This window comes from Cupriavidus ulmosensis (genome assembly GCF_977008105.1).
The window spans coordinates 3086259-3105506 of sequence record NZ_CDRMWP010000001.1 but is presented as its reverse complement, the minus strand read 5'-3'; the positions used below and the strand labels follow the sequence as shown (position 1 = coordinate 3105506).

The following is a 19248-nucleotide window of genomic DNA, read 5'->3' as shown; positions in this document are numbered from 1 at the left end:
CATGGCTATCACGACGAGTGATCAGGCCGTGTCTTGACGATCAGCTTTGGCCTTGCCGGATAAATCGATTGGGGGCGATCTTGACGGGGTTAATTTTTCTGAGCGTTATTGTAGCTTGGGTCGTCGCAAGTGCGATGATATCTTTTTCGAAGCGGGTCGATGAGCTGACGAATCATTTTTTTAAATATCGCTGGGAGCGCATGCTGTCCAAGTGGGCGGTTTTTCTTTTTCTGGTATTGATTCCGATTGCCGATGAATTGATCGGCGCGGTGCAGTTCGACTATTTATGCGGCCGTTACGCAATAGTCACTCCACGTGAAGGTTTGAGACCAGACCGAAGTTACGTGGCAATCTACAGTCCGGCGGAATCGATTTCCCAGGCGATCGTGCCAATGCACCTCTTGCGCTATGTGGCGGCGGATTCCGTAGACAGGGTGCCGCTTTTTGAGGCAAACAGGATTGATGCGGAGGGTGGATGGTTGATCCGCTTAATCGGAATATCGGAGACAAACGGCCCTTTGCTGTTCAATGGGAGCTGCGATAGCAATGAGGAACGAATTCGGTTTTCCTCGAAGCACAACCTGAAGTACATCAGAACGGAATAGTCGAATTACCTCAATCTCCGAACTGTACAGATGGGTACGGCTTGCCGATGCGATGTCGTCTATGCCATCAAGGGAAAACAGTGCGATCAGGAATCAATGATCTCGGCTCGCGGATGACGAAGTTCGGAGCAATAAATTTCGCGAACGAATTTCAGTATATTGCTGGCATCGAAACCGACGATACGCTTGGCGTGGACTTCGATGCATCAATATGGGCGAACGGTATCGGAAACACTGGACAAGCACGGCGAGCCCCCCGCCTACAACCTCTGCGCCGCCGCCAGCCCGATGATCTTCTCCCAGCGCAGCGCTTCCTTGCGGCTTGCCATCGGTATGTCCCAGCGGGCTTGCGCATTGTGCTCCAGCGCCAGGCCCAGCATCCACGTGCCGCCGTTGTCCGCTGCCGCGGCGCCGGCGATGTCCGCGAACAGGAATTTCGCCTGCTGGCCGCCGAGGTCGAGGTAGCCGCGCTTGTTGTCGGCTTCGATGCGCAGGCTGCCCCACGATCCGGCCACGGCCACGATGCGTTCGCCGTCGACTTTCCTGCCGTGGATGGCGCGGTAGCGGCGCAGCAGGCCGGCGGCCAGCGCGGCCAGCAGCGCCGCGCCGGCGGCGACGGCTGCGGCGCCGGCGAGCGGGCCGGACAGGGCGGCCACGGTGGCGTAGAGGCGGACCGCGCCGTAGATGAGGGCGCCGATCAGGGCGAGGCCGGCGAGGATGAATGGCACGTCGTTAGTCCTTCTGGAGCGGAGGGGGTGGAAGCCGGGACGTCGATTATGCCGCCGCCGCTTGGCGCGCGCAGCGCGCTAGCGCTCGCACAATGACGCCACGAAGTCGATGAAGGCCCGCACCTTGGCCGGCAGGTGGTGCCGCGACGGGTAGAGCGCGTACAGCGGGAAGCGCTCGTCGGGCCAGTCGGCCAGCACCGGCACGAGCCGGCCTTCGGCCAGCAGGCTTTCGGCGCCGAGCTGGAGGATCTGCGCGATGCCGTGCCCGGCCATGCACACGCTGTGCATGGTGCCGACGTCGTTGACGGTCAGCCGGCCTTTGGCCTGGATCAGGATGCGCTCGTCGCCGCGATGGAATTCCCACTGGAAGGGCCGGCCGGTCTCGGGGTCGCGGAAGTGGATGCACGCATGGGCGCCGCTTTCGAGGTCGGCCGGCGTGGCGGGCGCGCCGTGCCGCTTGAGGTAGGACGGCGCCGCCACGGTCAGCACGGGGATGTCGAGCAGCTTGCGCGCCACCAGCGTGGAGGCGCGCGGAAAGCCGAAGCGGAAGGCGAGGTCGAAGCCGTCGCCGATCATGTCGCCGAGGTTGTCGCGCGTGACCAGGTCGAGCGTGAGGTCGGGATGGCTGTCGACGAACGCGCCCAGGCGCGGGGCGATCACCAGCCGCGAGAAGAGCGGGTCGATGTTGACGCGCAGCCGGCCGCGCACGGCGCTCACGCCCTTTGCCGCGGAGGCGGTGGTTTCTTCGAGCTGCGCCAGCAGCGGCAGCATTTCCTCGTAGAAGCGGCGGCCGTCGTCGGTCAGGGTGACGGAGCGCGTGGTGCGGTCGAACAGGCGGATGCCGAGTCGCGCCTCGAGCCGCGCGATGGCGCGGCTGACGCCGGACTGCGTCATGTCCAGCGTCTCGGAGGCGCGCGCGAAGCCGCCGTTGTCGACCACCGCCAGCAGCACGCCGATGCCGTCCAGGATGCGCTCGTCGAAGCTCATCGATGCTCCGCAGTCATCAATCAAGTGACGGTCATGTTATCGCGAAATCCCGCGCCGCCGACCACAATCCAGTCACCGCGGCAGGCGCCGCAACCGACCGGAGATGACGATGTTTGCTGTGACTGGGATTACCGGACAAGTGGGTGGCGTGCTGGCGCGCGCGCTGTTGTCCGCGGGCAGGGACGTGCGCGCGGTGGTGCGTTCGGAGCACAAGGGTGCCGAGTGGGCCGCGCAGGGCTGCGAGGTGGCGCTGGCGGACATGGGCGACGCGCAGGCGCTGCGGGGCGCGTTCAGCGGCGCCGAGGGCGTGTTCGTGCTGCTGCCGCCGGTGTTCGATCCGTCGCCGGACCTGTCGGAGTCGCGCCGCGTGGTGGCGGCGTTGCGCGAAGCGCTGCTGGCCGCCCGCCCGCCGCGCGTGGTGTGCCTGTCGACTATCGGCGCGCAGGCGAGCGAGCCCAACCTGCTGCAGCAGCTTTCCCATATGGAGCGCGAGCTGGGCACGCTGCCGGTGCCGGTGGCGTTCCTGCGCGCGGGCTGGTTCATGGAGAACGCGCAGTGGGACATCGAGCCGGCGCGCGCGAGCGGCGTGATGGCCAGCTTCCTGCAGCCGCTGGATCGGCCGGTGCCGATGGTGGCGACCGCCGACGTCGGCCGCGTCGCGGCGGAGCTGCTGCAGCAGACCTGGGAGGGCACGCGCGTGGTGGAGCTGGAAGGCCCGCGCCGCGTCACGCCGCTGGAGCAGGCCGCCGCGCTGGCGGCGGTGCTGGGTCGCGAGGTGCGGGCGCAGGTGGTGCCGCGCGACACCTGGGAAGCCCTGTTCCGCGCGCAAGGCATGAACAACCCGTTGCCGCGCATGCAGATGCTCGACGGCTTCAACGCCGGCTGGATCCGCTTCGAAGCCGCCGAGGCGGATACGCGCAAGGGCACGGTGCCGTTGCAGACGGTGCTCGCGTCGCTGGTGGAGCGCGCGCAATAAGCGTGCGGCATGCCGACGCCGGTAAGCGGCAAGCGCGCGATGGGGCCGATGGGGCGCGGATGGCGGCGCCTGCGTGTCGCCATCGGGCGTTTCAGCGCGCGCGGCACGGCTTCGCTCTTCTGCGCCGCGCGCGGTACCGCGCCCGCGCCGGGCTGCCTGGCCCGCTGACACGCGCCTGAAATCCGCCTTGCCTAGACTGCCTGATACGCCACACCCGCACTACCCATCCGAGGGGCTCTGGTGCTACAATCTAAGTCTTTGATTTACATGAGCTATTGATCTCGCGGGAGAATTCCCCCGCGAAAGGCACTGGCAGCGCGGCAAGCGGCGGCGATGATGTCGTCCGGCCGGGCCCCGAATCCATGCGCAGATCTACCCCGCTCGGTTCAAGACGCGTGTCCGTTGGCGCCGGGTTCGCCTATTGCAAGACACGGAAACCATGACGACTACGACCACCGAGACCGCCGGCCAGACCACCTCAGCCGACCAGACCACCCCAGAGATCACCTTCGACAGCTTCGGGCTCGACGCGCGCATCCTGCGCGCGCTGACCGAGCAGGGCTATACCAAGCCCACGCCGATCCAGGCGCAGGCGATTCCCGTGGTGCTGCTGGGCAAGGACGTGATGGGCGCGGCCCAGACCGGCACCGGCAAGACCGCCGGCTTCGCGCTGCCGATCATCCAGCGCCTGCTGCCGCTGTCGAGCGCCAGCGCGTCGCCGGCGCGCCATCCGGTGCGCGCGCTGATGCTGACGCCCACGCGCGAGCTGGCCGACCAGGTCTACGACAACGTGGCCCGCTACGCCAAGCACACCGACCTGCGCAGCACGGTGGTGTTCGGCGGCGTCGACATGAACCCGCAGACTGAGGCTCTGCGCCGCGGCGTGGAAATCCTGGTGGCCACCCCGGGCCGCCTGCTCGACCACGTGCAGCAGAAGTCGGTGAACCTCTCGCAGGTGCAGATGCTGGTGCTCGACGAGGCCGACCGCATGCTCGACATGGGCTTCCTGCCCGACCTGCAGCGCATCATCAACCTGCTGCCGGCGCAGCGCCAGACGCTGCTGTTCTCGGCCACCTTCTCCGCCGAGATCAAGCGCCTGGCGTCGAGCTACCTGCGCCAGCCGGTCACGATCGAAGTGGCGCGCAGCAACTCGGCCAACGAGAACGTGCGCCAGTCCGTGTTCCAGGTCGAGGACGGCTACAAGCAGGCCGCCGTGGTGCACCTGCTGAAGAAGCGCGCCGGCGAAGGCCTGTCGCGCCAGTGCATCGTCTTCGTCAACAGCAAGATCGGCTGCTCGCGGCTGGCCCGCCACCTGGAGCGCGAAGGCATCAACGCCGCCGCCATCCACGGCGACAAGACCCAGACCGAGCGCATGCAGACGCTCGAAGGCTTCAAGCAGGGCACCATCGACGCGCTGGTCGCCACCGACGTGGCGGCGCGCGGCCTGGACATCCCCGACATGCCGTGCGTGATCAACTTCGACCTGCCGTTCAGCGCCGAGGACTACGTGCACCGCATCGGCCGCACCGGCCGCGCCGGCGCCAGCGGCGACGCGCTGTCGATCTACGTGCCCAGCGACGAGCGCCTGCTGGTGGACATCGAGAAGCTGCTCAAGCGCAGCATCCCGCGCGGCACGCTGGACGGTTTCGATCCCACCGGCTCCCGTGCCCGCGCCGACGAAGGCGAGCGCCGCCGCGGCCGTTCCGACGGGCGTGCCGATGGCCGCACCGATAGCCGCACCGACGCGCGTGCCGATGGGCGCGCCGACGTGCGCCGCCCCCGCAACGGCGACGACGGGGAGCCGCGTCCGCGCCGGCACGACCCGGCCAGCTCGCGCAATGCGTTCCGTCCGTCCGACGACCCGTTCTTCTCGCGGCCCTACGAGCCGAGTGGCGGCGCCGCCGCGCAGCCCGAAGCGGTGGACAATAATGCCGCCGCGTTCGGCCGCGGCCGTCCCGCGCCGAAGCGCCCGCTCGCGGCCCTGCTGGGCGGCGTGCCGCGCAAGTCCTGATCCGCCGGGGCGCGCCGCGCCTCGACTAGCCGCATCTGGCCTGACACAGCCGGCGAGCGGATCCAGCGAGCACATCCAGCAAGCACATCCAGCGAGGCCCGCGCGCAGCGGGCCGCCGGCCAGTCTCAGTCGTTCCGGCGCAGCCGTCCGAGCAGCGCCTGCCATCCGGCCGTCGCCTCGGCCAGCCAGCTTTCCACCGCATCCGCTCCGCTCGCCAGTCCCAGGTGCGCGCCCGCCGCGCGCAGCGCGTCCAGCGGCGCCATCGCGTCGATGGGCTCGGCGCCGCTTTGCTTGCTGAGTTTTTCCCCGTCGGCGTTGGTTACCACCGGCACGTGCAGGTATGACGGCGTGGGCAGCCCGAGCAGATGCTGCAGGTGGATCTGGCGCGGCGTGGAGTCGAGCAGGTCCGCGCCGCGCACGACGTGCGTGATGCCCTGCTGCCCGTCGTCCACCACCACGGCAAGCTGATAGGCCCACAGGCCGTCGGCGCGGCGCAGCACGAAATCGCCGACCTCGGTGGCGAGGTCCTGGCATTGCCGTCCCTGCCAGCGGTCGTCGAAGCAGATCACGGCGGCGTCGCCATCGGGCACCCGCACGCGCCACGCGCGCGGCGGCTTGCCGTGCAGGCCGTCGCGGCAGGTGCCGGGATAACCGAGCGTCTGGTGGCGTTCGCGCGCGTGCAGCAGCGAGTCGGCGATCTCCTTGCGCGAGCAGCCGCACGGGTAGGTGTGGTGGCCGGCATCGAGCCGGCGCAGCGCCTCGGCATACAGCATCTCGCGGCGGCTCTGCCATTGCGGCGGCTCGTCGGCATGCAGGCCGAGGCGCGCCAGCGTGTCCAGGATCTGCCGGTCGGCGCCGCGCACGCAGCGCGGGTAGTCGATGTCTTCGATGCGCACCAGCCAGCGGCCGCGGTGCGCGCGCGCGTCGAGCCAGCTGGCCAGCGCCGTGACCAGCGAGCCCATGTGCAGCGGGCCGGTGGGCGAGGGCGCAAAGCGGCCGCGGTAGCCGGGCGCCGGGTCCGGAGCTTGGAACGTCATCGGGGTGCGGGCGGAAGGGCGGCGGCGGTCAGTCGGGTTGTCCCGGCAGCTGCTGCAGCAGTGCCTGCGCCAGGCGCGGGTCCTCCAGCTTGCTGGCCCACCATTGCAGCGCCTTGCCGCGCGTGCTGGTGCGCCAGGCCACCTTGAAGTTGCCGGGCGCGCGCACCTCGAGCGTCTCGCGCGCCTGCAGCACGCCGCTTTCGATGAAGGGCTGCGCCATCGGCGCCGGCAGCCAGCCGCAGCCCAGGCCACGGATCTGCGCCTCGAGCTTGTCGCGCATGGTGGGCACCACCAGCACGTCCTGCCCGGCCAGCACGCCGTGCGTGCGCGCGGGCAGGTTGCGCGAGGTGTCGCCCACCGCCACGATGCGGTGCTTGGCGATCTGGATGGTGGTGAGCGGGCCGGCCTCGCTGGCCAGCGGGTGATGCGCGGCCACCGCGAAGACGAAGGGCATGGTGCCCAGCGGCCGCACCTGGAAGCCCTGCGTGCTGGGCGCGTCGTAGGCGCCGCCGATGACCACGTCGGCGCGGTTGCTGACCAGCGCGTCCCAGGCGCCGCCCAGCACTTCCTTGGCGAAGCGCAGCCGGGTGGCGGTGTTCTCGGCGTAGAAATCCTGGATCACCGGCAGCAGCGCGCGGAAGTTGATGAGGTCGTCCACCACGATGGTCAGCGTGGCTTCCCAGCCGGTGGCCAGGCGCTTGACGCGGCGCGCGAGGTCGTCGGCGGCGTGCAGCAGGTGGCGGCCTTCGTCGAGCAGGGCGCGCCCGGCCGGGGTCAGCTCGGCGCGGTGGCGGCGGCGGTCGAACAGCAGTACGTCGAGGTCTTCCTCGAGCTTGCGCACCACGTAGGTCAGCGCCGAGGGCACCTTGCCCATCTCGTGGGCGGCCGCGGCGAAGCTGCCCTTGCGCTCGATGGCGTCCAGGACTTCCAGGGATTCTAGTGAGAGAGCCATGTTCAGAAATTCTGAATGAATGCTACTAAGATCGTCCTGCCCAATATACTCCTGCCGCCATAAACTGCCTAGCATCGAAACGTAATGCAAGGCAGGAACTCGGTCTTTGTGAGTTTTCCCGCCGATGTGGCCTCAAGGAGGGCCGTCAAAATGATTGAAATCAGAAAGGCGGGCGAACGCGGATATGCCGACCACGGCTGGCTCCAGTCTTACCACAGCTTCTCCTTCGCGGACTACTACGACCCGCAGCACGTCCAGTTCGGACCGCTGCGCGTGATCAACGAGGACCGCGTCGCGCCGGGCATGGGCTTCGGCACGCACGGCCACCGCGACATGGAGATCATCAGCTACGTGCTGGAAGGCGAGCTGGCCCACAAGGACAGCATGGGCAACGGCAGCGTGATCCGCCCGGGCGACGTGCAGCGCATGAGCGCCGGCACCGGCGTGCGGCACTCGGAGTACAACCACGCGGCGCACGACACCACGCATTTCCTGCAGATCTGGGTGCTGCCGGAGCAGGCCAACCTGCAGCCCGGCTACGAGGAAAAGCACTTCGAGGCCGCCGACAAGCGCGGCCGCCTGCGCCTGGTGGGCAGCCGCGACGGCGCCGACGGCTCGGTGGTGGTCCACCAGGACATGCGCCTCTATGCCGGCCTGTTCGACGGCGACGAGTCCGCCACGCTGGCGCTCGCGCCGCAGCGGCGCGCCTATGTGCACGTGGCGCGCGGCCGCGTCACGGTCAACGGCCGCGCGCTCGAGGCCGGCGACGCCGCCAGGATCGAAGGCGAGGACGCCGTGAGCCTGTCCGGCGGCAGCGGCGCCGAGGTGCTGGTGTTCGACCTGCCCTGAGGCCCGGCGCGCGCCTCGCGCCTGTCGCGCGCCTTGCGCAACAGGCGCGCCCGGCAAGCCCCGCAGCCCGCCATCGTCGCGGCGGCCATGCGGGGCTTTGTCTTGGCGGGTTTGCCGTGTGCTATCTTCTCGCTATAGATAAGCGCCCGGGCCGGCACATGCCGCTCCGGGCGCGCCCAGGCCTACGACCCCCAGACCAGAGATGACTTTTGTATCCGTTCTCCTCGCGCTGATCGCCGAGCAGTTCCGTGCCCTGGGCCGCAACAATCCGATCTACGACATCGTGCGCGTGCTTGCCGAGCGCGCCGAGCATGCCTTCGACACCGGCCGCCCGCGCGATGCCGCGCTGGCCTGGTGCACCGTGGTGCTGCCGCTCACGCTGGCGGTGGTGATCGTGCATTACCTGCTGGCGTCCATCAGCGTGGCGCTGACGCTGGCATGGAACGTCCTGCTGCTCTACCTCACGCTGGGCTTTCGCCAGTTCAGCCACTTCTTCACCGATATCCACGAGGCCCTGAACCGCGACGACCTGCCGCGCGCGCGCGCGCTGCTGCACCAGTGGACCGGGCTCGACACCGTGGAGATGCCCGTCACCGAGATCGTGCGCCACACGCTGGAAGCCGCCATCGTGGCGGTGCACCGGCATGTGTTCGGCGTGTTCTTCTGGTTCCTGGTGCCGATTGGCCCGGGTGGCGTGGTGCTGTACCGCATCGCCGAATACCTGGCGCGCCACTGGAACCTGCCTTCCACCGAGCGCAGCCCGGCGCTCGGGCGCTTCGCCGCGCGCGCGTTCTACCTGCTGGACTGGGTGCCGTCGCGGCTGACCGCGGTGGGCTTTGCCATCGTCGGCAATTTTGAGGACGCGGTCTACGCCTGGCGCAACCACGCGCGCAAGTGGAACGATGCCGTCAACGGCATCCTGCTGGCCAGCGGCGGCGGCGCGCTCGGCGTGCGCCTCGGCGTGCCGCTGGCGGAAGAGGATTCCGCCGTGGTGCTGCGCATCAGCATGGCCGGCCCGGCGGTGGACTACGCCCCCGGCATGGAGGACGACAGCGAGCCCGAGCCGGCCGCGCCCGAGTTCGGCGCCGAGCCGGGCGTGCGCACGCTGCAGTCGGCCATCGGCCTGGTGTGGCGCGCGGTGGTGCTGTGGATGCTGCTGCTGGCGATGCTGTCGCTGGCGCTCTGGGTGGGCTGAGCCAGCTGTCCGCGCCGCCCGAGTCGCTCAGGGCTGGCGCGCCGCGCCGCATTGCCAGCACGAGCCGAATTGCGCCTCGTGCCATTCCCCGCAGGACGCGCAGCGCCAGCGCGGCCCCGGCGCGGGGTTGTCGGCCGCGCGCAATACCGCCCACGCCTGGGCTTCCATCTCGTCGTCGACCAGCCAGACCTGCGGCGCGCTTTCGCGAAACGGGATGTCGCCCATCGCGCCGGCCAGCCAGGTGTTGCGCAGGTCGGCGCGGATGCCGGCGGCTTCCAGCAGGTTCCGGCAATGCGCCGCGTGCACGAGCGAAGGGGTCGAGAGCAGTAGTTTCATGGCAGCCGGGCGTGCCCGCGCGGGCACCCGGCTACGTTACCACGGCTCACCACGGTTTTTGCTGGCGGGATTCGTGCAGCAACTGCGTGTAGAGCTGGTGGCGGCGCTCGGAGATCTCGCCGGCCTCGATGGCCGCCAGCACGCCGCAGCCCGGCTCGTTGACGTGATGGCAGTTGTAGAAGCGGCATTCGGTCAGGCGCGCGCGGAACTCGGGGAAGGCGCGCTCGAGCATGCCTTCGCTGAGGTGGTGCAGGCCGAATTCCTGGAAGCCCGGCGAGTCGATCAGGCAGCCGCTTTCGCGCTCGCCGGCGCTCTTACCCTCGCCGAGGCCGGCCGGCAGGTGGTACAGCCGCGTGAAGGTGGTGGTGTGCTTGCCCGAATCGAGCTTGGCCGAGATCTCGCGCGTCTGTGCTTCCACGCCCGGGATCAGCAGGTTCAGCAGCGACGACTTGCCCATGCCCGACTGGCCGATCAGGATGCTGGCGCGCTGCGCCAGGCGCGGGCGCAACTGCGCCAGCGCGTCGTCCGGGGCGCCGTGCACGGACAGGAACAGGACCTCGTAGCCGAGTGCCTGGTAGGGCGCCAGGCGCGCGCGCGCCTCGTCCAGGCGCGCGCTCAGGTCGACCTTGTTGAGCACGATCAGCGGCTTGATCGCCATCGCCTCGGCCGACACCAGCGCGCGGCCGAGCAGGTCTTCCGAGAAGCCGGGCTCGGTCGCCAGCACGATCACCACCTGGTCGATGTTGGCGGCCAGCAGCTTGGACTTGAACTGGTCCGAGCGGTGCAGCAGGTTCTTGCGCGGCTTGACGCTGGCGATCACGCACTGGTCCGCCGAGGCGTACTCGACCGCGACGCGGTCGCCCACCGCGCACTCGCTGCGCTTGCCGCGCGGAAACGCGTGCAGGCGGCTGCCGTCGTCGAACTCGATCACGTAGTGGCGGCCGTGCGCGGCGACCACCAGCGCGTCGGCCGTGGCCGCGCCATTGCCTTTGCCAGCGCTCGCGGCGCGCTGCGGGCCCGTCCTGCCGGCGCGGCTCATGCGTGCGCCAGCAGGCGGTCGATCCGCTGTGCCGCGGGCGGATGCGAGTAGTAGAAGGCGCTGTAGAGCGGATCGGGCGTCAGGGTCGAGGCATTGTCCTTGTACAGCTTGACCAGCGCCGACACCAGGCGGCCGGCATCGGTCTGCCCGGCGGCGAAGGCGTCCGCCTCGAACTCGTGGCGGCGCGAGGTCTGGCTGGCCAGCGGCCCGAGCAGGAAGGTGAACACCGGCAGGGTCAGGAAGAACAGCACCAGCGCCAGCGCATGGTTGCTGGCGCCGAGGTTGGGCAGCACGCCCAGGCCGGTGTAGAACCACGTGCGCCCGGCCAGCCAGCCCAGCAACGCGAGGAAGGCCAGGCTCAGCGCGAAGCTGACCAGCATGCCCTTGAGGATGTGGCGGCGCTTGAAGTGGCCGAGCTCGTGCGCCAGCACCGCTTCGATCTCGTCGTCGGCGAGGCGCTCCATCAGCGTGTCGAAGAAGACGATGCGCTTGGCCGCGCCGAAGCCGGTGAAATAGGCGTTGCCGTGGGCGCTGCGCTTGCTGCCGTCCATCACGAACAGGCCGCGGCTGCGGAAGCCGCACTTCTGCAGCAGGCGCGTGATGCGCGCTTCCAGCGTGGCGTTGGCCAGCGGCTCGAAGCGGTTGAACAGCGGCATGATGACCGACGGCGCGATCATCTGCACGAAGATCGTGAAGGCTATCCAGGTGAGCCACGTCCATGCCCACCAGAACTGGCCCATATGCTCCATAAGCCACAGCACCGCGAGCAGCAGGGGCAGGCCCAGCGCGATGCCGACGCCCGCCATCTTGAGCATGTCCACGACGTACAACCGCCACGTCATGCGGTTGAAGCCGAAGCGCTGCTCGATGACGAACTGCCCGTAGAGCGAGAAGGGCAGGTCGACCAGGCCGCCGAGCACGGCCACGCTGGCGATCAGCGCGACGCCGTAGCGGTAGCCGGGCCCGAAGGCGTCGAGCCAGAACAGGTTGAGCCACTGCAGCCCGCCCAGCATGGTCAGCACGATCAGCAGCACGGCGCCGGCCAGCACCTCGAGCATCGACAGCCGGGTGCGCGCGATGGTGTAGTCGGCCGCCTTCTGGTGCGAGTCCAGCGTGATGGTGTCGGCGAAGCGGCCGGGCACCGCGTGGCGGTGCCGCGCCACATGGCGCACCTGGCGCGCGGCCAGCCAGAGCTTGGTCAGCACCATCAGCATCAGTGCGGCGAGGAACAGATACGTGAACATCGGGCGGGGCCTTGTCGTGTGAAGCGTTGCGCGCCGCGCCGCAGAGCGGCCGCGGCGGCGGATATGCGAGAATTATAAGTTGTTCGTGCCTGCCGCCCTGTGTTCCTCGTCCGGGGCCGGGCGCGCCCTTTCCCGCCCCTCCTTCGATAGCAGTCCAGATGACCAGCCAAAACACCCACGCCGGCGCCGGCGCCAAATCCGTCAAGAGCGAAAACAACCTGATCTGGCTCGACATGGAGATGACCGGCCTGCTGCCGGACCAGGACCGCATCATCGAGGTCGCGCTCGTCGTGACCGACTCGGAGCTCAACATCCTGGCCGAAGGCCCGGTGCTGGTGATCCACCAGGAAGACGCCGTGCTCGACGGCATGGACAACTGGAACAAGGGCACCCACGGCCGCTCCGGCCTGATCGACAAGGTCAAGGCCTCGACCCTGACCGAAGCGCAGGCCGAGGCCGAGCTGCTGGCCTTCGTCAAGCGCTGGGTGCCGGCCGGCAAGTCGCCCATGTGCGGCAACTCGATCTGCCAGGACCGCCGCTTCATGGCGCGCTACATGCCCAAGCTGGAGGCATTCTTCCACTATCGCAACCTCGACGTGTCGACGCTCAAGGAATTGTGCAAGCGCTGGGAGCCGGCCATCCACAAGGGCTTCGTCAAGCGCCAGCTGCACACGGCGCTGGCCGACATCCTGGAGTCGGTGGAGGAGCTGCGCTACTACCGCACGCACTTCATCCGCCATCCGGCCGCCGCCGACGCTGCCGCCGCCGACGCGCCGGCAGCCCCCGCCGCCCCGGCGGCGCCCGCGGCCTGACGCGCGGGCACGCCTGACACGCCGGCTCCATGCCACGCACGAGGCGCCCCGCGGGGCGCCTCGTTCCATTACCGCGGTCCCCCGCAGCCCACTCATCGCCCAGCCATGTTCGCGCGCATCGTCTCGATCATCACCCCCGTCATCCTGATCATCCTGGTGGGCTGGCTGTACGGGCGCCGCGCGCATCCCGACATGGCGGGCATCAACCGCGCCACGCTCGACGTGATCGCGCCGCTGCTGGTGGTGTCGGCCTTCGTCAGCAAGGACTTCGTGCTGGCCGACCAGCTCGCGCTGCTCGGCTGCGCGGTGGCGGTGGTGCTGGGCTCGGGCCTGCTGGCGTGGCTGGCCGCGCGCGCGATGCGGGTGGACCCGCGCACCTTCGTGCCGCCGATGATGTTCAACAACTCCGGCAACATGGGCCTGCCGCTGTCGGTGTTCGCGTTCGGGCCGGTGGGGCTGGCGCCGGCGGTGGCGCTGTTCGCGGCGTCCAACCTGATGCACTTCACCATCGGCATGAAGATCGTCAACCGCCACGCGCGGATCGCGCAGATCGCGCGCAACCCGATGGTGCTGGCCACCGTGGCCGGCGTGGGGCTGTCGCTGGCGCGGCCGTGGTTCGCGCTGCCAGAGCCGGTGCTGGAGTCGGTCAAGCTGCTGGGCGACGCCACCGTGCCGCTGATGCTGTTCGCGCTGGGCGTGCGCATGAAGGACGTGAGCCTGCGCAACTGGAGCATGGGCGTGATCGGCGCCGCGGTGTGCCCGCTCACGGGCATCGCCTGCGCGCTGCTGCTGGTGCAGGTGGTGCCGCTGAGCCAGCTGCAGCGCGGGCTGCTGTTCGTGTTCGCCTCGCTGCCGCCGGCGGTGCTCAATTTCCTGGTGGCGGACCATTTCCGCCAGGAGCCCGACCAGGTGGCCTCGATCGTGCTGCTCGGCAATATCGGCGCGGTGGTGTTCGTGCCGCTGGGGCTTTACCTCGGCCTGCGCTGAGGCCAGGGCGGCGTCGCTTCAGGCCGCGCGCTTCAGGCCGCGCGCATCGGGCCGCGTGTATCAGGCCGCGGGTTTGGCGCGCACGGCGTTCTTGGGGCGCCATGACGGCGCCACCGCCGCATCGGTCTCGATGTACGGCCCGCCGATCAGGTCCACGCAATAGGGGATCGCGGCAAAGATGCCCTGCACGATGGTCTTGCCGTCCTCGCCGCGCAGGCCTTCGAGCGTCTCGCGGATGGCGCGCGGCTGGCCCGGCAGGTTGACGATCAGCGCGGCGCGGCTGGCGGTCTCGCGGATCACCGCCACCTGGCGCGAGAGGATCGCGGTCGGCACGAAATGCAGGCTGATCTGGCGCATCTGCTCGCCGAAGCCCGGCATTTCCTTGGTGCCCACCGCCAGCGTGGCCTCCGGCGTGACGTCGCGGCGCGACGGGCCGGTGCCGCCGGTGGTCAGCACCAGGTCGCAGCCGGCCACGTCGACCAGCTCGATGAGCGTGCGCGAGATCAGCGGCTGCTCGTCCGGGATCAGCCGCTCGACGGTCTGCCAGGGCGAGGTCAGGGCGCGCCCGAACCAGTCGCGCAGCGCCGGGATGCCTTCGTCCTGGTAGGTGCCGGCCGAGGCGCGGTCGGAGATCGAGACCAGGCCGACCAGCAGCTCGTCCGGATGCTTGCGGGCAATGGGATGGGTGGTCGCGGGCTGGGTCATGTCGGCTCCGGGGTGGTCGGTTGCGGCATCAGTCGTCGTTGGCGTCGGCGGCGTCGTGGGCGCCGGCGTCGGCCGCCTCGTCCTCGCCGGCGGCGGCGCGGGTGCCGTCCAGCACATTCTTGACGGCCTGGAACAGCTCGCGGAAATAGCGCGGCGGCTTGTTCATCTCGCGTTCCTTGCGGGCATTGCGGATGATGTTGCGCAGCGCCTGCACGTCGGTGGCGGGGTGCTCGGCGAGGAATTTCGTCAGCGCGGCGTCGTCGGCCAGCAGCAGCTCGCGCCAGCGCTCGACCAGGTGCAGCCGGGCCGTCTCGGCCTTGCTGGCGCCCTTGAAGGCCTCCAGCACGCGCTGGATGGCTTCCACCTCGGCGTCGTCGAGCTTGCGCATGACCTTGCCGACGAACTGCATCTGGCGGCGCTTGCCTTCGTGGTTGGTGATGCGGCGCGCGTCGCGGATGGCGTCGGCCAGCGCTTCGGGCATGGGCACGCGCGCCAGGCGGTCGCGGGGCAGCGCTTCGAGCTCAACGCCGAGGTCCTGCAGGGCGAGCATGTCGCGTTTTTTCTGCGACTTGCTCTTGGGCAGGTCGTCTTCGTCCGGTTCGGGGGCGAACTGGCCGGGGAAGCCGGAGGCATTCCGGGGGGAGGTGCGGGAGTTTCGCGTCATGGGGAGCATTTTATCTTGCTATGATTCTTGTTTGGACTTTTGATGACCGCGCCCACAATGGATCAATCCGCAGACCAGACCGCCCATTTCACCTATACCCAGGCCCAGCTCAGCGCGATGGCCGCCGATGTGCTGCGGGTGGCACGCGAGCTGGGGGCCACCGACGCGGCCACCGAGATCTCGGAAGGCAGCGGATTGTCGGTCACCGTGCGCAAGGGCGCGGTCGAGACCATCGAGCAGAACCGCGACAAGGTGGTCGGCGTCACGGTGATGATCGGCAAGCGGCGCGGCAATGCCAGCACTTCGGATTTCTCGCCGGCGGCGCTGCGCGCCACCGCCGAGGCCGCCTACAACATCGCCCGCTTCACGGCCGAGGACGATTGCGCCGGGCTGGCCGAGGAAGAGCTGCTCGAGCGCAACCCGCGCGACCTCGACCTGTTCCACCCGTGGGACATCGACGCCGCGCAGGCCATCGAACTGGCGTGCCGGGCCGAGGCGGCCGCGTTCGCGGTCTCGCCGCGTATCCGCAACAGCGACGGCGCCAGCGTGTCGGCGCAGCATTCGCAGTTCGTGCTGGCCACCTCGCGCGGCTTCATGGGCGGCTACCCGTACTCGCGCCACTTCATCTCGTGCGCGCCCATCGCCGGCACCGGCAGCGGCATGCAGCGCGACGACTGGTACTCGTCCAAGCGCGCGCCCGGCGCGCTGGCCGCGCCCGAGGACATCGGCCGCTACGCCGCCGAGCGCGCGCTGGCCCGCCTGAACTCGCGCAAGCTCTCCACGCGGCGCTGCCCGGTGCTGTTCGAGGCGCCGCTGGCCGCCGGCCTGCTCGGCGCCTTCGTGCAGGCGGTGTCGGGCGGCGCGCTGTACCGCAAGTCCACCTTCCTCCACGACACGCTCGGCAAGGCCGTGTTCGCCCCGCACATCCACATCCACGAGCAGCCGCACCTGCCCGGCGCGATGGGCAGCGCGCCGTTCGACGAGGAAGGCGTGCGCACCCACGCGCGCGACGTGGTGCGCGGCGGCGTGGTGGAAGGCTATTTCCTGTCCACCTATTCGGCGCGCAAGCTGGGCATGAAGACCACCGGCAACGCCGGCGGCTCGCACAACCTGACGCTGTCGAGCAAGCTGACCACGCCCGCGGACGATTTCGCCGGCATGCTGCGCAAGCTCGGCACCGGCCTGCTGGTCACGGAGCTGATGGGGCAGGGCGTGAACTACGTCACCGGCGACTACTCGCGCGGCGCCTCGGGCTACTGGGTGGAAAACGGCGTGATCCAGTTCCCGGTGGAGGAGATCACGATCGCCGGCAGCATGGCCGAGATGTTCAGGCAGATCGTCGCCGTCGGCGCCGACGCGCTGGTGCGCGGCACCAAGAAAACCGGCTCGATCCTGATCGAGCAGATGACCATCGCCGGCAACTGAGCCGGGGTGCTTCAAACGACCGCGCGGTGGCCTGTTGCCAGGGCCGCCGCGCGGTTTTTTCGTTTCCGGCTGCCGGTTTCCTGTTGGTTTCCTATTCTTCGCCGGACGGCGGGCGCTCGTAGGTCACGAACGCGTAGTCGAAGCCGTTGGCCTCGGAGCGGTGCGTCTCGCGGCTGGTGGCCAGCCACCGGCGCGGGTCGATCGGCGGGAAGTGCGCGTCGCCCTCGACGTCCGCGTCGATCTCCGTCACCACCAGCCGGTCGGCGCTGGGCAGCGCCTCGGCGTACAACTGCGCGCCACCGATCAGGAACACCTGCGCCGCGCCCGCGCACAGCCGCTGGGCTTCTTCGAGCGAGCCCGCCACGTCGCAGCCGTCGATGCGCAGGTCGCGGTTGCGGCTCACCACGATGTTGCGGCGGCCCGGCAGCGGCCTGCCGATCGACTCCCACGTCTTGCGGCCCATGATGATGGGCGCGCCCATCGTAGTGCGCTTGAAGTGCGCGAGGTCCTCGGGCAGGCGCCACGGCAGCGCGTTGTCGCGGCCGATCACGTTGTTGCGGGCCTTGGCCACGATCAGCGTCAGCAGCGTCATACGGCCACCGGCGCCTTGATGGCCGGGTGCGACTCGTAGCCGTCCAGCGCGAAGTCCTCGTACTTGTAGCCGAAGATGCTGTCGGGCTTGCGCAGGATCTTCAGCCGCGGCAGCACCATCGGTTCGCGCGCGAGCTGGGTGCGCACCTGCTCGGCGTGGTTGCTGTAGATATGGCAGTCGCCGCCGGTCCAGACGAAGTCGCCCACGTCCAGCCCGGTCTGCTGCGCGATCATGTGCGTCAGCAGCGCGTAGCTGGCGATGTTGAACGGCACGCCGAGGAAGATGTCGGCGCTGCGCTGGTAGAGCTGGCACGACAGGCGGCCCTCGGCCACGTAGAACTGGAAGAACGCGTGGCACGGCGGCAGCTTCATCTGCGGGATCTCGCCCACGTTCCAGGCCGACACGATCAGCCGGCGCGAATCGGGGTTGCTGCGGATCTGCGCGATCAGGTCGCTGATCTGGTCGACGTGGCGGCCGTCCGGCGTGGGCCACGCGCGCCACTGCGAGCCGTAGACCGGGCCCAGCTCGCCGTTCTCGTCGGCCCACTCGTCCCAGATGCTGACGCCGTTGTCCTTCAGGTACTTGATGTTGGTCGAGCCCTGCAGGAACCACAGCAGCTCGTGGACGATCGACTTGATGTGCAGCTTCTTGGTGGTCACCACCGGAAAGCCTTCGCGCAGGTCGAAGCGCATCTGGTAGCCGAACACGGAGCGCGTGCCGGTGCCGGTGCGGTCGGCCTTTTCGGTGCCATGCTCTTGCACATGGCGCATGAAGTCGAGGTACTGTTTCATCGGCGCGGGTGTTGGGGAAAGTGATGCGGCAGCGGCATTCCGCGTGGAACGGCCATCCGCGCGGCGGGGCGCGCGCGGCAGCCGGAGGGTTGGCATTTTATCGCAAAGCAAAAGAACGGGCCGCCTCGTGGCGGCCCGTTCCCCGTCTGTGTCGTCCGGCGCCGCCCGGTGTCACCCGGGGTGGCGCGCGCGCGCCGTCACTGGTGCGCCGTCTCGGGCGCGCGGCGCTTCTGCTTGAGGTAGCCCGCGCCCAGCACGCCGCCGATGATCAGCACGAACAGGCCGTAGTAGACCACCGCGTTGGCGTCGAAGAAGGCCTTGACCAGCGGTTCGCTGACGATCATCTTGACCGCGGTGAAGGCCAGCACGCCGGCGCCCGCGTAGATGATCGCGGGGAAGCGGCTCATCAGCTTGAGCACCAGGCTCGAGCCCCACACCACGATCGGGATGCTGATCAGCAGGCCCAGCACCACCAGCAGGAAGCTGCCGTGCGCGGCGCCGGCCACGGCCAGCACGTTGTCCACGCCCATCACCGCGTCGGCGATGATGATGGTCTTCATGGCGCCCACCAGCGTGGTGGCGCCGGCGCCGTGTTCGTCGCCGTCGCCGTCGTCGGACAGCAGCCGGTAGGCGATCCACACCAGGGCCAGGCCGCCGATCAGCAGCAGGCCGGGAATCTTGAGCAGCCAGACCACGCCGATGGTCATCGCCGAGCGCACCACCACCGCGCCGACGGTCCCCCAGATGATGGCCTTCTTCTGCAGGTGGGACGGCAGGTTGCGCGCCGCCAGTGCGATCACGATGGCGTTGTCGCCCGCGAGCACCAGGTCAATGACGACGATGGACAGCAGCGCCGTCAGGAACTGCATCGTGAACAGATCGGTGAACCATTCCATGAACTCTCCTCGAAAAACGAATAGCCGTAAGCAAAGGTTGCGCTTGCGCAGGGTTCGCCTGGAGACATGAAGTTCGGGAGCTTTGGGGGCGCCTTTGCAAACCATGAAACCAGGTTGCAAAGGTCTTGCTCGACCGCCATTGTGCATCGATTTGCGTTGGCGGTCAGCACAACCGGAGGCTGTCGGGGACAGGTCTCGGAATGACGATTGTGCTAAGGGCTGGGCCCCGGAGCTACTCCCCTTTGAGGGACGTGCCGCCGTGGGGCTGCCCCCTTGGCGATACGCTGACGCGGATTATAAACGAAGCCCGGATGGCCGTGCGGTAAATAAATATGCGCGCCGGCGCACATGCGGGCGCGGTGGCCCGCGGCCCGGGCATTTTTACGCCGCCGGCCGCGGTTTGCGTCCTATCCTAGA

20 protein-coding genes are annotated in these 19248 nt (G+C 69.0%); 8 read left to right on the top strand and 12 right to left on the bottom strand.

Going from position 1 to position 19248, the window contains the following annotated elements; translation table 11 throughout:
- Positions 1-68: 68 nt before the first annotated feature.
- Positions 69-605, top strand: coding sequence for a hypothetical protein (locus tag ACWTPI_RS14300; protein WP_454731947.1), 537 nt, complete (start codon positions 69-71; stop codon positions 603-605).
- A 260-nt stretch (positions 606-865) separates the two neighbouring features.
- Here the strand turns inward: ACWTPI_RS14300 and ACWTPI_RS14295 are convergent, their stop codons facing one another.
- Positions 866-1333: a hypothetical protein gene (locus tag ACWTPI_RS14295; protein ID WP_059411305.1), complete on the bottom strand. Its 468-nt coding sequence runs from the start codon at positions 1331-1333 to the stop codon at positions 866-868.
- A gap of 78 nt (positions 1334-1411) precedes the next feature.
- A complete protein-coding gene (locus tag ACWTPI_RS14290; protein ID WP_454731946.1) occupies positions 1412-2320 on the bottom strand; it encodes a LysR family transcriptional regulator in 909 nt (302 codons plus the stop codon).
- Positions 2321-2429: 109 nt separating this feature from the next.
- Here ACWTPI_RS14290 and ACWTPI_RS14285 point away from each other — a divergent pair, with 109 nt between their 5' ends.
- Together ACWTPI_RS14285 and ACWTPI_RS14280 are read left to right on the top strand one after the other, a co-directional pair.
- Entirely contained in the window at positions 2430-3296 is an 867-nt protein-coding gene (locus ACWTPI_RS14285; RefSeq protein WP_454731945.1) for an NmrA family NAD(P)-binding protein, read from the top strand.
- A 439-nt stretch (positions 3297-3735) separates the two neighbouring features.
- Complete coding sequence (locus ACWTPI_RS14280) at positions 3736-5307, top strand: DEAD/DEAH box helicase (RefSeq protein WP_454731944.1); 1572 nt, start codon at positions 3736-3738, stop codon at positions 5305-5307.
- A gap of 125 nt (positions 5308-5432) precedes the next feature.
- On the opposite strand, the gene gluQRS is transcribed toward ACWTPI_RS14280, so the two are convergent.
- Together gluQRS and ACWTPI_RS14270 are read right to left on the bottom strand one after the other, a co-directional pair.
- Positions 5433-6344, bottom strand: coding sequence for a tRNA glutamyl-Q(34) synthetase GluQRS (gluQRS, locus tag ACWTPI_RS14275; protein ID WP_454731943.1), 912 nt, complete (start codon positions 6342-6344; stop codon positions 5433-5435).
- A 28-nt stretch (positions 6345-6372) separates the two neighbouring features.
- A complete protein-coding gene (locus ACWTPI_RS14270; RefSeq protein ID WP_020200848.1) occupies positions 6373-7296 on the bottom strand; it encodes a LysR family transcriptional regulator in 924 nt (307 codons plus the stop codon).
- Positions 7297-7446: 150 nt separating this feature from the next.
- Here ACWTPI_RS14270 and ACWTPI_RS14265 point away from each other — a divergent pair, with 150 nt between their 5' ends.
- Both ACWTPI_RS14265 and ACWTPI_RS14260 read left to right on the top strand, forming a co-directional pair.
- Entirely contained in the window at positions 7447-8145 is a 699-nt protein-coding gene (locus tag ACWTPI_RS14265) for a pirin family protein (protein WP_020200847.1), read from the top strand.
- A 202-nt stretch (positions 8146-8347) separates the two neighbouring features.
- On the top strand, positions 8348-9340 hold the full coding sequence (locus tag ACWTPI_RS14260) for a CobD/CbiB family protein (RefSeq protein WP_020200846.1): 993 nt from the start codon (positions 8348-8350) through the stop codon (positions 9338-9340).
- 27 nt (positions 9341-9367) lie between these two features.
- Here ACWTPI_RS14260 and ACWTPI_RS14255 read toward each other — a convergent pair whose 3' ends face one another.
- The 3 genes from ACWTPI_RS14255 to ACWTPI_RS14245 are packed head-to-tail and all read right to left on the bottom strand — an operon-like array spanning position 9368 to position 11959.
- On the bottom strand, positions 9368-9676 hold the full coding sequence (locus tag ACWTPI_RS14255) for a putative signal transducing protein (RefSeq protein WP_029043156.1): 309 nt from the start codon (positions 9674-9676) through the stop codon (positions 9368-9370).
- A gap of 46 nt (positions 9677-9722) precedes the next feature.
- On the bottom strand, positions 9723-10715 hold the full coding sequence (gene rsgA / locus ACWTPI_RS14250; RefSeq protein ID WP_454731942.1) for a ribosome small subunit-dependent GTPase A: 993 nt from the start codon (positions 10713-10715) through the stop codon (positions 9723-9725).
- Positions 10712-11959, bottom strand: a complete 1248-nt coding sequence (locus tag ACWTPI_RS14245) for a M48 family metallopeptidase (RefSeq protein ID WP_454731941.1) — start codon at positions 11957-11959, stop codon at positions 10712-10714. Before ACWTPI_RS14245 ends, rsgA begins: the two co-directional genes overlap by 4 nt.
- A 158-nt stretch (positions 11960-12117) precedes the next feature.
- Between ACWTPI_RS14245 and orn the strand changes: the two genes are divergently transcribed.
- Both orn and ACWTPI_RS14235 read left to right on the top strand, forming a co-directional pair.
- Entirely contained in the window at positions 12118-12771 is a 654-nt protein-coding gene (gene orn / locus ACWTPI_RS14240; protein WP_020200842.1) for an oligoribonuclease, read from the top strand.
- A gap of 105 nt (positions 12772-12876) precedes the next feature.
- Entirely contained in the window at positions 12877-13758 is an 882-nt protein-coding gene (locus tag ACWTPI_RS14235; protein WP_020200841.1) for an AEC family transporter, read from the top strand.
- A gap of 60 nt (positions 13759-13818) precedes the next feature.
- On the opposite strand, the gene mog is transcribed toward ACWTPI_RS14235, so the two are convergent.
- Together mog and yjgA are read right to left on the bottom strand one after the other, a co-directional pair.
- The gene (gene mog, locus ACWTPI_RS14230; protein WP_020200840.1) at positions 13819-14463 is read right to left on the bottom strand and encodes a molybdopterin adenylyltransferase; all 645 of its coding nucleotides are present in this window, start codon (positions 14461-14463) and stop codon (positions 13819-13821) included.
- A gap of 28 nt (positions 14464-14491) precedes the next feature.
- A complete protein-coding gene (gene yjgA / locus ACWTPI_RS14225; RefSeq protein WP_020200839.1) occupies positions 14492-15127 on the bottom strand; it encodes a ribosome biogenesis factor YjgA in 636 nt (211 codons plus the stop codon).
- A 57-nt stretch (positions 15128-15184) separates the two neighbouring features.
- On the opposite strand from yjgA, the gene pmbA reads away from it, so the two are divergent.
- Positions 15185-16552 carry a metalloprotease PmbA gene (pmbA, locus tag ACWTPI_RS14220; protein ID WP_454731940.1) on the top strand — a complete coding sequence of 456 codons (1368 nt, stop codon included), beginning with the start codon at positions 15185-15187 and terminating at the stop codon, positions 16550-16552.
- Between the two features lie 91 nt (positions 16553-16643).
- Here the strand turns inward: pmbA and ACWTPI_RS14215 are convergent, their stop codons facing one another.
- The 3 genes from ACWTPI_RS14215 to ACWTPI_RS14205 form a co-directional block, all read right to left on the bottom strand.
- Complete coding sequence (locus tag ACWTPI_RS14215; protein ID WP_454731939.1) at positions 16644-17144, bottom strand: dihydrofolate reductase; 501 nt, start codon at positions 17142-17144, stop codon at positions 16644-16646.
- Positions 17141-17935, bottom strand: coding sequence for a thymidylate synthase (locus ACWTPI_RS14210; RefSeq protein WP_454731938.1), 795 nt, complete (start codon positions 17933-17935; stop codon positions 17141-17143). Before ACWTPI_RS14210 ends, ACWTPI_RS14215 begins: the two co-directional genes overlap by 4 nt.
- Before the next feature lie 197 nt (positions 17936-18132).
- On the bottom strand, positions 18133-18831 hold the full coding sequence (locus tag ACWTPI_RS14205; RefSeq protein ID WP_020200835.1) for a TerC family protein: 699 nt from the start codon (positions 18829-18831) through the stop codon (positions 18133-18135).
- Positions 18832-19248: the final 417 nt, after the last annotated feature.